Genomic DNA, 13,508 nt, shown 5'->3' with positions numbered 1-13,508 from the left:
CCTACTGTGTGATCGAGGACACAAGTACCTCGATCACACAGTAGGCGGGGACCGCGATGGTGCGGCACCCCGCGAGTTGGGACTAAGGGGAGATGGCAATGACCGCCACTGTCGACACGACAAGCGACCTGGTGACCGAACCGATGCGTTCGCGCCGCAACCATTGGAACAACCAGGTCCGCCGTCACGCGTTCATGACCCCCGACGCCACGGCCATCACCTACCTCGACCACGCCACCACCTGGCGCGATCTCGAACACCGGTCTCGTGCGTTCGGGGCCGCGCTGCACCGTCGCGGAGTGCGCTTCGGCGACCGTGTCCTCATGGCCCTGCTCAATCGGACCGAGTACGTAGAAGCGGTGTTGGGGGCCAACCTGATCGGCGCCATCCCGGTGCCGGTGAACATCCGGATGAGTCCGGCCGAGGTCGGCTATCTCGTCACCGACAGCGGTGCCCGGGTGATCCTCACGGAGCGGTTGCTCGCGCCGCTCGCCGGCGCGGTGAGTGCGTCGACCGGCGGCATCGACAACGTCATCGTCGTCGACGGCAGCGACGATCCGGCACACCTGGACTACGAGACCATCCTCGCCGAGGATGCCTCGGACCTGCCCGAGGTCGACGTCCCCGAGGACACCGTCGCGCTCATCATGTACACCTCGGGTACCACCGGTAAACCCAAGGGCGCCATGCTGACCCATCAGAATCTGCAAGCGCAGGCCGTGACGACCATCGCGACTGCACAGCAGGGCGGTTCCGACGCCGACGTCGCCTCGATCGTGCCGCCGTTGTTCCATATCGCAGGCATCGCCGGCTTCGCGCCGGTGCTGTATCGAGGTGTGCGGGCGGTGATCCACCCCCTCGGTGCGTTCGACGCCGACACCATGCTCGACACGATGGAACGCGAGGGCACGACGTCGGTGTTCATGGTGCCGGCTCAGTGGCAGGCCATCTGTGCCGCACAAGCGGCCCGGCCCCGCGACCTCAAACTGCACACGATCAGCTGGGGTGCGGCGCCCGCATCAGACACGGTGCTCAACGCGATGAACGACACCTTCCCGCAGGCACTCAACATGACCGCGTTCGGCCAGACCGAGATGTCCCCGGTGACGTGCATCCTCGAGGGCAAGGATGCGCTGCGCAAGATCGGATCCGTCGGCAAGGTCGTGCCCGCGGTGACGGCCCGCATCGTCGACCCCATGATGAACGACGTGGCACCCGGCGAAGTCGGCGAGATCGTCTACCGCGGACCGAATCTCATGGTCGGCTACTGGCAGAATCCGCAAGCCACCGCCGACGCCTTCCGCGGAGGCTGGTTTCACTCCGGCGATCTCGTCCGTCAGGACGACGAGGGCTTCTTGTACGTGGTCGACCGCGCCAAGGACATGATCATCTCCGGTGGCGAGAACATCTACTGCGCGGAGGTGGAGAACGCCCTCTACGCCCATCCGGCGATCGCCGAGGCCGCGATCATCGGGCGCGCCGACGAGAAATGGGGCGAGGTACCGGTCGCGGTCGTCGTGCTCGCCGATGGCGTCGACGATCTGACGTTGAATGATCTCGAATCCCATCTCAACGAGAACCTCGCGCGATTCAAGCATCCGAAGGATCTGGTCATCATCGACGAGCTACCCCGCAACGCCGGCGGCAAGGTCGTCAAACCCAAGCTGCGAGATGCTTACGGCAGCAAGGACTCCGGGTTGTCCCACTGAGCGTGGACCCCGCCGGCTGAGGTGCGACGAGCGCAAGCGAGGAGCCTCGAAGCCCTGGCGAGATGACGTTGTCGTCGCACCTGCGCCCTTCGAGGCTCGCTCCGCTCGCACCTCAGGGACCGGAAGGGGCCCCTCACGGATCCAGGCTCAGGGAACGGATGGGGCTGCTGTCGACTCACGCTCGCGCGGCCAGAATCACCGCCGCGCGGGCGCTGGCCAGATAGTGGTCGTCCGGATCCACCAGCACTTCGCTACCAGGATCGGCAAAGTCCTCGCCGGCGGGCAGGCTGGTGTCGACCACGCGATACCAGCTCTGTCCGTCGGTCAACTGCGGCAACACAATCCAGGCGTTCTGGTGATCGGCGTTGAGGATCAGGTACAGCGACGAGATGCCGGCGTGTGGCACCGCGTCGGCGGTGTCGAGTTGGAAACACAGTGTGTGTGCGTGCGGGTTCGACCAGTCGGGCAGGTTACCGTCCGGTCCGAACCACGTCAGCTCATCCACGAGCCCCGCGTCATTGTTCGCTCCGAGAACGTATTTGGCATGTTGGAGCGTCTTGAATCGTCGGGTCAGTGAGATCGCGCGTTTGGCGAATTCGAGGATGTCGCGGTTGCGTTCCACCAGATCCCAATCGAACCAAGAGATCTCGTTGTCCTGGCAGTAGGCGTTGTTGTTGCCGTGTTGCGTGCGTAGAAATTCGTCGCCGCCGAGCAGCATGGGTGTCCCGGCGGAGAACAGCAGGCGACACAGGTGGTTCTTCACGAGTTGGCGGCGCAGGAAGGTGATCTCGTGGTCGTCGGTGTCGCCCTCGACTCCGCAGTTCCACGAGTTGTTGTCGTCAGAGCCGTCCCGGTTCTGCTCACCGTTCGCCTCGTTGTGTTTGGTGTCAAAGGAGACCAGATCGTTCAGTGTGAAGCCGTCGTGGCAGGTGATGAAGTTGATGCTGTTGTAGGCAGTGCGACCGTCGTCGGCGTACAGATCGGCAGAACCCGTGAGGCGTCGTCCCAGATCGGGCAATTGTCCGTCGTCGCCTTTGACGAAGCGCCGCATGGTATCTCGGAATCGGCCGTTCCACTCCGACCAACCGAGTGGAAAGTTCCCCACCTGATATGTCCCGGTGTCCCACGGTTCGGCGATCAGAACCGACTGGGCGAGCACAGGATCGCTCCGCACGGCCTCGAAAAACGGGGCGTGGGCCTCGAAACCGTCATTGTCGCCGGCCCGCCCCAGTACGGCGGCCAGATCGAACCGGAAGCCGTCGACGTGCATCTGCTGCACCCAATAGCGCAACGAGTCCAACACCAGGGAGATGACGGCCGGACTGCTGAAGTCGAGGGTGTTGCCGCAGCCACTGAAATTCATGTAATAGCGACCGGGCTCATCGTCAGAACCGGTGAGGAGGTAGTAACTCGGATTGTCGATGCCGCGCAACGACATCGTCGGCCCCATCTCGTTACCTTCGCCGGAGTGATTGAACACCACATCCAGAATCACCTTGATGCCGGCCGCATGCAGTTCGCGCACCAGCGTCTTGAACTCGTCGACCTGATATCCCGGACTCGTTCCGGTGGCGTACGAGGACTCGGGCGCGAAGAACCCGATGCTGTTGTAACCCCAGTAGTTCGTCAACCCTCGGTCGACGAGGAAGTCGTCGACGTAGTACTCGTGTAGCGGCAGCAACTCGACCGCGTTGATGCCCAGCTCGACGAGGTAGGGGATCTTCTCGATGAATCCGAGGTAGGTTCCGGGCGCGCCGACTCCCGACGACGGGTGGGCGGTGAATCCCTTTGCGTGCACTTCGTAGATGATCAGTTCTTCCAGCGCAAGGTCGGGTGCGGTGTCGCCGCGCCAGTCGAAGGCGTCGTCGTCGACGACCACGGCCTTGGGGACCACCGAACTCGAATCCCGTTGGTCGAGAGTCAGTTCCGCGGTTCCTGCCGTCGGATCGTAGGCGAGCAGGAGATTGTCGACGTTGCGGAACTTTCCGGTGACCGCCTTGGCGTATGGATCGAGCACCACCTTGGCCGGGTTGAAACGCAGTCCCGCAGCGGGTTCGTAGGGCCCGTCGACGCGGTATGCGTAGAGCTGCCCAGGTCGCACGCCGTCAACATGCACGTGCCAGGTGCCCTCGGCCGGACCGTCCAGTGCAATGACATCGGTGGGGTTCTCGTCGGCCGCGTCGTACAGCAGCAGGAACACGGCGGTGGCGTGTGCCGAGTACAGCGCGAAGTTCACCCCGCCGAAAGCGGGCGTCGCTCCCAGTGGCGATGGATGCCCCGCCGCCGTCGTGCGCGAAGTGTGTGGCTTCAGTAGTTCATCGCCGTGCGGATGCGCTTGGGTCACGACGTCAATTCGATCACGGCGCGGCGAAGTACCTGCTGATTGCGCTGAAGGCATCCATCATTCCGGCGCGGGTGACGCCGGGATGGCCCTGCCCCGGGTAGGTGATGAGTCGGACGTCGGTGCCTGCGGCGCGCATCTGCGCGGTGAGTGCCACACTGAACGGCATCGGAATGGTCAGGTCGGAGTCGCCGTGCTCGATCAGCACCGGTGTGCCGTAGCCACCCGCGGGCACAGTGGTGTAGTCGCGCAGTGCTGCGACGAAGGCCGGGTCGGTCAACGGCTTCGCGACGAGCGTTCCCGGGGTGACCTCACGCAGGGCCGAAGCGAGTTGCCCCACACAGAGATTGCGGACTCGCGCCACCCACGAGCGGCCGGCCGGAGTAAGCCGGTCATCGACGTTCAGGTCTGCTCGTGCGTGCTCGAGCCCGGAGAGCACGTAGAGGGCCAGACCGGCGAATCCGTTGTACCGACCGAGATCTGGCGTTCCCGGCAGCAACAGGGGAATGACGTTTTCGATCTGCGACGCGGGTGCGATCGCCACGGTGCCTTTCAATGCCAGTTCGGGCGCGTACCGCGGCGCCAGGTAGGCAGCCCACAGCGCAGCGTGCCCACCCTGTGAGTGGCCACTGGACACCCATCGCCGTGACAGCGCAGGGACTGTCGCGCGAGACGCCCGGATCATGTCGATGACCGCCGAACCCTCTGCCCGGCCGCCCAGATACTCCGCCACGCCTCCGCTACCCAATCCCGGATAGTCCGACGCGGTCACCGCATAGCCGACCTTCAACGCATGCGCGATCCCCGGCTCCAGCCGGTCCCGGACGCTGCCCCTGACGATGCTGGGCGAGCACCGGTCACCGATGCCACTCGTCCCGTGCGCCCACGAGTAGACCGGCCAGCCGCCCGACGGGGGAGCGCCCGCCGGCAGATACAGAGCGCCTGTACTGGTGACCCGTCGACCGTTCTGATCCTGTGTCACATACAGCAACCGATACCCACGAGCGGCACCGCTCGGCAGATGGTCTGGCGCAATTGCGGACGTGCGCAGCACTGTTCCGACACGCAGGGCGGATGCGGCGGGCGCGGCGAACACGAGAGTCGACGAAGCGACCATTGCCGCGACGACTGCCACCACTACAGCCATCGCCGCGACAAGACCTCGAGAACCGGACTGTGCTCTCATACGGTCGAACGCTACGCTGCCCGGCGACCGTGCGGCCCGGTTTCAGCTGGTTATGCCCGGGCGTAGGTCATCAGGGCGACGCCACTGTCGAAGACTCGCGCACCGTTCAACGTGAATCGATCAATCTCCGATTCACCCCCGGGTACGCGTCCGAACAAGGGGATACCGTCACCAAGTACCACAGGGTAGAGCTTCAGGTGGATCTCGTCGATCTCGTCGCGCAACGACGCCGCCATGCAGCCACCTCCACAGAGCCAAATATCCAGGCCCTGCTCGTCTTTCAGCGCTCGGACCCGGTCGACGGCGGCGGAACCGACCAACTCGACCGCCGGGTCCGACGTCGAGTCCAGAGTTGTCGAGAACACCAGGTGGCGTAGATGCGGATACGCGTCGCCGATACCGGCGGCCGTCCCGATCTCGTATGATCCACGGCCTTCCAGAATGGTGTCGAAGTGCTTGTTCGGTACGCCCTCGACGCCCAAGACGGACCGTACATGTCCCGGAATCATCTCCGGATATTCGGCCATCAGTGGGCCGGCGTGGGCGCCCGAAGGATCGAAGATGGACGTGGATGGGTCGGCGCCATCGGTTCCGGCAATGAAGCCGTCAAGGGTCGACGCCACGAAATAGATCAACTTGCGCAATGGGATACAGCTCTCTCACGTCGGAGGGATGAGGACGGTGCGTGACGCGCAGATCAGACCATGTGGACACGCTAACGCGCGTTGCGCCTACCGCACAACCAATTTCCGGCGACAGTGGATCCGCCGAAGCTCTTGTTGTCTCTGGTCAGTCGGGATCGGCGAAGTTCGGTGTGCGACTATCGAATCCGGCTCGGACCGCTTCGAGTTGATTGGGCGAACCCATCAGGCCGACCTGGAGCTCACTCTCCAACAGAAGGGCCCTGGCGGGATCCGTGCCATTCCAGGTCTCGTCGTACAGTCGTTTCGCCGCGCGTACGGCGTCCGGAGACTTGCTCGCGATCTCGCGGGCCAGTTCGAGTGCTGCTCCGAGCGGATCCTCCACTACACGCGTGACCAGTCCGAGCTCGTGGGCCTCGGTGCCGCCGAGAATGCGGCCGGTGAAGGTCAACTCTTTGGCGACGTCGGCAGACACGAGCCGCGGCAGCGTTTGGGTGATGCCCATGTCCGGTACCAGCCCCCACTTCACCTCCATGATCGACAGTCGCGCGTTCGGGGTGGCGTACCGGATGTCGGCACCGAGAGCTATCTGCAGTCCGCCGCCGAAGCAGTTGCCGGTGATCGCGGCGATCACCGGCGCCGGGATACGGCCCCAATCGACCGACACCCGCTGGGCATCGTTGGCAGCGTGACCGTCTTCTCGGGTCAGCAACGACGACGCGCCACCGCCCTCTCCGAGACTCGAAACATCCAGTCCCGAGCAGAAGCTCTTGCCCGCGCCGTGCAGGACGACCGCGCGAACCCGGGGCTGCGTCGCGAGACGGGCCGTGACGTCGAGGAGTGCATCGAACATCGCGCGGTCGAGCGCGTTGTGCTTCTCGGCGCGGTTCAACGTCACGGTTGCGACGCCGTTGTCGTCGATCTCCAGGACGATTCGCTTGTCGGTCATCTCGGTCAGTCTCCCGTCGACGTGGTCGACGCAATCCTACGAACCCGGCGCGGGAGCCGAGGCAAATCCGCCTACGCGCAGACGCCAGCGGTGTTGCTGACATCTGCTCAGGTCAGCGAGACCTCGTCGGATCAGCGTCCCGCGCTATAGAAGTCGTACGCGGACTCGGCGTGCTGGGCGTCGTCGATTCCGTCGACCTCGTGTTGGCGATCGGCACGCAGACCGATCGTGTACTTCAGCGCGAGCCCGATGATCCCGGTGACGATCGCCGCATAGGAGAGTACGGCGATCACCGCGACCGCCTGGCGCCACAACTGGTCCAGACCGCCGCCATAGAACAGCCCGTCGACGCCGGCCGGTGTGTTCTTCGATGCCACCAAACCGATCATCAGTGTGCCGACCACACCACCGACGAAGTGGACGCCCACGACGTCGAGCGAATCGTCGTAGCGCCAGCGGAACTTCAGTTCGATGGCGTAGGAACTCACCGCGCCTGCCACCGCGCCCACCGCGAGCGCGCCGAGCGGCGTCACCGACGAGCACGCCGGCGTGATGGCGACAAGACCGGCGACCACACCGGATGCGGCACCGAACGAGGTCGGGCGGCCATGACGTACTTGTTCGACGATCAGCCAGGCGACCATCGACGCAGCACCGGCTCCGAGGGTGTTGGCTGCGACGAGCGCGGCCGATCCGTCGGCGGCGAGGGCCGAACCCGCGTTGAACCCGAACCATCCGAACCACAGCAGGCCTGCGCCGAGCATCACGAAGGGCAGGTTGTGCGGCCGCATCGGATCCTTGGGCCATCCATTTCGACGACCGAGGAGGAGCGCAAGAATCAATGCCGAAGCACCGGAGTTGATCTCGACTGCCGTGCCGCCCGCGAAGTCGATCGCCTTGAGGTCGGAGACGATCCAGCCGCCGTCGGCCTCGGTCAGGCCCGGCGCGCTGAAGACCCAGTGCGCGATGGGGATGTAGACCAGGACCGACCACACCGCGGCGAAGATCACCCACGCCACAAATCGCATACGGTCGGCGACCGCGCCCGCGATGAGGGCGACGGTCACCATGGCGAATCCGGCCTGGAACGCGACGAAAAGGATGGCCGGGATGGTTCCGACAAGCGATATTCCGTCGGGATGTGCGTCGTCGTGTCCGTAGGTGTGTTCGAGGCCGGGGAAGGAGCTGAGGCTCCCGATCAACCCACCGTGGTCGGTTCCGAACGCCAGCGAGTAACCGAAGATCACCCAGATGATCCACACGATGGGGATGGCCGACAGGCACATCATCATCATGTTGAGCACACTCTTGGAGCGCACCATCCCGCCGTAGAAGAGCGCCAAAGCCGGCGTCATCAGCAGAACCAGGGCGAACGCTGCCAACAGCCATGCAGTGTTCGCGCCGTCGGGGATTCCGTACTTCGGGAACATGGCCACCTTCCGTCGCGTCTGAGAATCGAAAGTGTAGCGGTCGATTTTGGTGTGCTGCAGTGCATCTACCTGCGAATAGGGCATTTCGGACTATCGCCGCAGACGCCGGCTCGGAGCCGCCGCACGACCGCAAGCCAACAATTCGGTAAACATCGAATACTCGTCCACAAACTTCGCTTAGGGTGGCTAAGGGTCTCGTGCGACGGGGGCGCGCATGCCCGTGGCAAGTGCTCAGAGAAACCGAAAGGGAATCATGCAGCAGACCATTCAAGAAGCCAGGCCAATGCGGAGGCGGGGGACGAGGATCGTCGGTGCAGCGGCCGCGGCCGCCATTGCCGTTATCGTCGTCGCGGGATGTAGCGACGACGACAGCAGTGATGCGTCGGCGTCATCGTCGGCGATGATGACCACCCAGAGTGGGGCGCCATCGTCCGGCGACATGTCTGGGCAGGGGCAGACGGTTGCACTCACCGCAGCCGACGGCAGCAGCGTGACGCTCACCGGTCCCATCGCGGTGAAGTACCAGGCCGCCACCGAGAAGCAGAAGGCCGACCTCGGTGCGCCCCTGACCGGGCCCAACGCGTCCGGCACCGGCTCCAACGGCGTGGTGTTCCAACAGTTCACCGGTGGCGTGATCACCGCCAAGAATGGTGATGCGGGAACGCCGGCGTACATCACTTGGGGCAAGATCCGCGACGCCTGGAATGTGCCGCGTGACGAATCCGGCAATCCCGCAGCCGATGGCAAAGGTGGTTCACAAGGACCACTCGGCGTCGCCACCAGCGACGAGACCGAGGAGAACGGCGTGAAGACGTCGACCTTCGAGAACGGCAAGATCACCTGGACCGCAGCAACCGACACCGTCGAGGTCACCGTGAACGGGAAGGTCGTGCCCGCGAAGTAGCGATACCGATCAACGTCTGCGCCCATCCGCGTAACCGCGGGTGGGCGCAGTCGTGTCTACCTCGGACAATTGTTGACACCGCGCCAAATGATGGCCTAGCTTTATTGGCGTTGCGTCAACAGAAACCCCGCAAGTAGTGCATCCCGGGCCGCACCCGGGTGTTCGGCGAGAAACCAGGGAGACCATGTCCGAGACCCTCTGTACTCATTTCCAGCGGCAGGTCGATGAACTCGGCGCCGAGGTTGCGATCCGCACTTCGGACGGCACCACCGCGCTCACGTGGCGCGAGTACGGACTCCGCGTCCGTAGAGTTGCGGCCGGTCTGGCCGCTCTCGGAGTGGGCCGCGGCGACACGGTGGGCATCATGCTCACCAACCGGCCCGAGTTCCATGTCGTCGACGCGGCCGCAATGCATCTTGGGGCGATCGGATTCTCGATCTACAACACCAATGCCACGCCGCAGATCCAGTACCTGTTCACCAATGCCGAGCCCAAGGTCGTCGTCACGGAATCGCAGTTCCTCCAACGCGTACTCGACGCGGCACCCGATGGAGCTGTCGTCGTCTGCGTGGACGGCGCGTCGATGGACGACGTGCAAACCCTCGGCGACATCGAACAGCTCAGCGCGCCAGCCGATTTCGACTTCGACGCCTCGTGGCGAGCTGTCCAGGCCGACGACGTGCTGACCCTCATCTACACCAGCGGGACCACGGGTAACCCCAAGGGCGTCGAACTCACGCACGCCAACCTCCTGTATCAGCTCGGGGTTGTCGTCGACGTGATCGGCGACCTCGCCCGCGGCCGGGTGGTGTCCTACCTGCCCGACGCGCACCTGATCAATCGCTGGATCTGTCAGTACGCGCCGATGTACTTCGGCAGCGAGGTCGTCGACGTCGCCGACCCCAAGACGCTGGTCGCCACGTTGGCGCAGGTGCGCCCCACCTTCTTCGTCGCGGTGCCGATGCTCTGGTACAAGATCAAGGGCAGCATCGAGATGACTCTGGCCGCCGAGGAAGGCCCCAAGGGAGCGCTCGCGCGCTGGGCGGTCGGCGCCGGCCGCCAACGCGCCCAGGCGATCATCGACGGCCGGCCCCTGTCGCCGGTAGATCGGATCGCCGCGAGCATCGCCGATCGTCTCGTGCTCGGCAAGCTGCGGGCCAAACTCGGCCTCGATTCGCTCACCGCCGCGGTGTCGGGTGCCGCGCCCATTGACACCGAAGCGCTGACTTTCATGCTGGCACTGGGTATCCCGGTGATGGAAGCGTGGGGTATGTCGGAGACGTCTGCGGTCACCACGGTGAATCCAATCCACGCGCCTCGGTACGGATCGGTCGGTAAGCCCATCCCTGGCACCGAACTCCGCTTGGCCGACGATGGTGAGATCTTGGTACGCGGTGCCGGTGTCATGCGCGGATATCGCAACGATCCGCAGCGGACGACACAGACTCTGGATGCCGACGGGTGGATTCACACGGGCGACATCGGCACGCTCGAGAACGGCTACCTGACGATCATTGATCGCAAGAAGGAATTGATCATCAATTCCGGCGGAAAGAACATGTCGCCTAGCAACATCGAGGGCGCGCTGAAAGCGGCGAGCCCGCTGATCGGGACCGTGGCAGCCATCGGCGACAACCGACCGTTCGTCTCGGCGCTGATCACACTCGACCCCGATGCCGCAACGGCATTCGCTGCCTCCAACGGGCTCGACGGTGCCGACGTCGACGCATTGTCGGCACATCCGGCCGTCACCGCGGCCATCGAAAAAGCAGTAGCCCAGGCCAATTCACGCCTTTCCCGGGTGGAACACATCCGGAACTGGCAGGTCCTGCCGACCTATTGGATGCCCGGCGGCGACGAGCTGACACCGACGATGAAGCTCAAGCGCACACCGATCGCGAAGAAGTACGCCGATCAGATCGACGCGCTCTACACCAAGTGACCACAGGGGAGAACACCACCATGACGACCACTGATCTCGACGCGGAACTGGCCGATCTCACGAGCCTGGCACGTGAGTTCTTCACCAAGGAGGTCGCGCCGCGCTACGAGGAGTTCGCGGCCGCCGGCCAGCCCGATCGGGCACTGTATCGGCGGGCAGGAGAGCTGGGCCTGCTGTGTATGTCGGTGCCGGAGGAATACGGCGGTGGGGGAGCGACTTTCGCACACGAGGCAGTGCTGTTTCATGAGCAGGCCCGCGGTGGTGAGATCTCGATGCAGTTGGGTGTGCACACCGGCATCGTGCCGCACTATCTCCTCGCGTATGCCGGTGAGGCGCAGAAGCGTCGGTGGATTCCGAAGTTGGCCAGTGGTGAATGGATCGGCGCGATTGCGATGACCGAACCTGGTACCGGCTCGGATCTGCAGTCGATCAAGACCCGCGCGATCCGTGACGGCGACGAGTATGTGATCTCGGGTGCCAAGACGTTCATCTCCAACGGTGCGACGTGTGATCTGATCATCATTGCGGCCAAGACCGATCCCAGCCAGGGCGCGTCGGGGTTGTCGCTGTTGGTTGCCGAGGTCGGTGATGACACACCGGGTTTCGAGCGTGGCCGCAAGTTGAAGAAGATCGGGCAGAAGGGTCAGGACACCACCGAACTGTTCTTCGACGGTCTACGCGTGCCCGCCGAGAATCTGTTGGGCGGCACCGAAGGCACGGGCTTCATCCAGTTGATGCAGCAGTTGCCGCAGGAGCGTCTGATCGTCGGTTGCGCCGCGCTCGGTGCGGTGGAGAGCGCCTACGAGCAGACGCTTGCCTATGTTCGCGAACGCGAGGCCTTTGGGAAGCCGCTGTTCAAATTGCAGAACACGCGGTTCGAACTCGCCGAGATCGCGACCACGCTGGAGGTGATGCGAGCGTTCGTCACCGACGCCGTGGATCGTCACCTCCGAGGCGAACTCGATGTCAAGCGGGCCGCGATGATCAAGCTGTGGTGTTCCGAACAGCAGACGCAGGTCGTGGACCGTTGTCTGCAGTTGCACGGCGGGTACGGATACATGGAGGAGTACCCGATCGCGCGGCTGTTCGTCGACGGCCGCATCGCCAAGATCTACGCCGGTGCCAACGAGGTGATGAAAGACCTCATCGCCCGGCTGCTCTGATACCCACCATCATTCTCGAGGACATCGCCATGACTGACGCCTTCATCTACGAAGCAATTCGCACGCCGCGCGGCCGCGGCAAGAAGACCGGTTCCCTGCACGGCATCAAGCCGATCGATCTGATCGTCGGACTGATCGATGAGTTGCGTACGCGGCACCCGCAACTCGACCCCGCCACGATCGACGACGTCGTCCTCGGTGTGGTGTCACCGATCGGTGACCAGGGTGGTGACGTCGCGAAAACCGCCGCACTGGCGGCTGGGCTGCCCGATTCCGTCGGGGGCGTGCAGCTCAACCGCTTCTGCGGATCGGGTCTGGAAGCGGTCAACGTCGCTGCCCAGAAGGTCGCCTCCGGCTGGGACGATCTGGTGCTGGCCGGGGGCGTCGAGTCGATGTCCCGGATCCCACCGGGCTCCGACGGCGGTGCATGGCCGTTGGATCCGGCCACCAACTACGGCACCTACTTCATTCCGCAGGGTGTCGCCGCGGACCTCATCGCCACGGTCAACGGGTTCACCCGTGACGATGTCGACGCGTATGCGGTGCAGTCCCAACAGCGTGCTGCCGCCGCGATCTCGGGCGGATTCTTCGCCAAGTCGATTGTCCCGGTGCGTGATCTGAACGGATCGGTGGTGCTCGATCACGACGAGCTCGTCCGCGGTGACACCACCGCCGAGGCGCTGGCGGGTCTGCGGCCGTCATTTGCCGACATGGGCAACCTGGGCGGGTTCGACGCCGTCGCGTTGCAGAAGTACCACTGGGTTGAATCCATCGACCACGCTCATCACGCGGGCAACTCCTCGGGCATCGCCGATGGTTCGGCGCTCGTGCTCGTCGGTAGCGAAACTGCTGGTAGGGCAGCGGGTCTGACGCCACGCGCGCGCGTGGTGGCGGCGGCCACCAGCGGTGCCGATTCCACCATCATGTTGACCGGTCCGGTACCGGCAACCGAGAAGGTGCTGGCCAAGGCCGGACTCACTGTCGCCGACATCGATCTGTTCGAGTTGAACGAAGCCTTCGCGTCGGTGGTCCTCAACTACCAGAAGCACTTCGGTATCGACGACGAGACCATCAACGTGAACGGGGGTGCCATCGCGATGGGCCATCCACTCGGGGCGACCGGGGCGATGCTGACCGGAACGATGGTCGACGAACTCGAACGCCGCGGCGCGCGCCGCGCTTTGATCACCCTGTGCATCGGCGGCGGCATGGGCGTTGCCACCATCATCGAACGCGTCTGAGG

General features: G+C 64.4%; 10 protein-coding genes. 5 read left to right on the top strand and 5 right to left on the bottom strand.

Annotated elements, in window-relative coordinates; all coding sequences use genetic code 11:
- Positions 1 to 98 precede the first annotated feature (98 nt).
- Complete coding sequence (fadD5, locus tag MKW15_RS08805) at positions 99 to 1,709, top strand: fatty-acid--CoA ligase FadD5 (protein ID WP_240857230.1); 1,611 nt, start codon at positions 99 to 101, stop codon at positions 1,707 to 1,709.
- A 175-nt stretch (positions 1,710 to 1,884) separates the two neighbouring features.
- Here fadD5 and glgX read toward each other — a convergent pair whose 3' ends face one another.
- The 5 genes from glgX to MKW15_RS08780 all read right to left on the bottom strand — a co-directional run bounded on the left by glgX (position 1,885) and on the right by MKW15_RS08780 (position 8,256).
- Positions 1,885 to 4,053, bottom strand: coding sequence for a glycogen debranching protein GlgX (gene glgX, locus MKW15_RS08800; protein ID WP_240857229.1), 2,169 nt, complete (start codon positions 4,051 to 4,053; stop codon positions 1,885 to 1,887).
- A gap of 13 nt (positions 4,054 to 4,066) precedes the next feature.
- Positions 4,067 to 5,197, bottom strand: a complete 1,131-nt coding sequence (locus MKW15_RS08795) for a lipase family protein (RefSeq protein WP_240857228.1) — start codon at positions 5,195 to 5,197, stop codon at positions 4,067 to 4,069.
- Positions 5,198 to 5,286: 89 nt separating this feature from the next.
- Entirely contained in the window at positions 5,287 to 5,880 is a 594-nt protein-coding gene (locus MKW15_RS08790) for a dihydrofolate reductase family protein (RefSeq protein ID WP_240857227.1), read from the bottom strand.
- A 145-nt stretch (positions 5,881 to 6,025) separates the two neighbouring features.
- Positions 6,026 to 6,826: a crotonase/enoyl-CoA hydratase family protein gene (locus MKW15_RS08785; protein WP_240857226.1), complete on the bottom strand. Its 801-nt coding sequence runs from the start codon at positions 6,824 to 6,826 to the stop codon at positions 6,026 to 6,028.
- A 131-nt stretch (positions 6,827 to 6,957) separates the two neighbouring features.
- Positions 6,958 to 8,256, bottom strand: coding sequence for an ammonium transporter (locus MKW15_RS08780; RefSeq protein ID WP_240857225.1), 1,299 nt, complete (start codon positions 8,254 to 8,256; stop codon positions 6,958 to 6,960).
- Between the two features lie 283 nt (positions 8,257 to 8,539).
- Between MKW15_RS08780 and MKW15_RS08775 the strand changes: the two genes are divergently transcribed.
- The 4 genes from MKW15_RS08775 to MKW15_RS08760 all read left to right on the top strand — a co-directional run bounded on the left by MKW15_RS08775 (position 8,540) and on the right by MKW15_RS08760 (position 13,506).
- A complete protein-coding gene (locus tag MKW15_RS08775; protein ID WP_240857224.1) occupies positions 8,540 to 9,160 on the top strand; it encodes an LGFP repeat-containing protein in 621 nt (206 codons plus the stop codon).
- 184 nt (positions 9,161 to 9,344) lie between these two features.
- Positions 9,345 to 11,102, top strand: a complete 1,758-nt coding sequence (locus tag MKW15_RS08770) for an AMP-dependent synthetase/ligase (protein ID WP_240857223.1) — start codon at positions 9,345 to 9,347, stop codon at positions 11,100 to 11,102.
- A gap of 20 nt (positions 11,103 to 11,122) precedes the next feature.
- Positions 11,123 to 12,265 carry an acyl-CoA dehydrogenase family protein gene (locus tag MKW15_RS08765; RefSeq protein ID WP_240857222.1) on the top strand — a complete coding sequence of 381 codons (1,143 nt, stop codon included), beginning with the start codon at positions 11,123 to 11,125 and terminating at the stop codon, positions 12,263 to 12,265.
- A gap of 29 nt (positions 12,266 to 12,294) precedes the next feature.
- A complete protein-coding gene (locus tag MKW15_RS08760; RefSeq protein ID WP_240857221.1) occupies positions 12,295 to 13,506 on the top strand; it encodes an acetyl-CoA C-acetyltransferase in 1,212 nt (403 codons plus the stop codon).
- Positions 13,507 to 13,508: the final 2 nt, after the last annotated feature.

The sequence above is a fragment of the Gordonia gummivorans genome (assembly GCF_022513585.1).
In the GTDB taxonomy this organism is placed as follows: Bacteria; Actinomycetota; Actinomycetes; order Mycobacteriales; family Mycobacteriaceae; genus Gordonia.
This window is presented reverse-complemented; position numbering and strand designations above follow the sequence as displayed.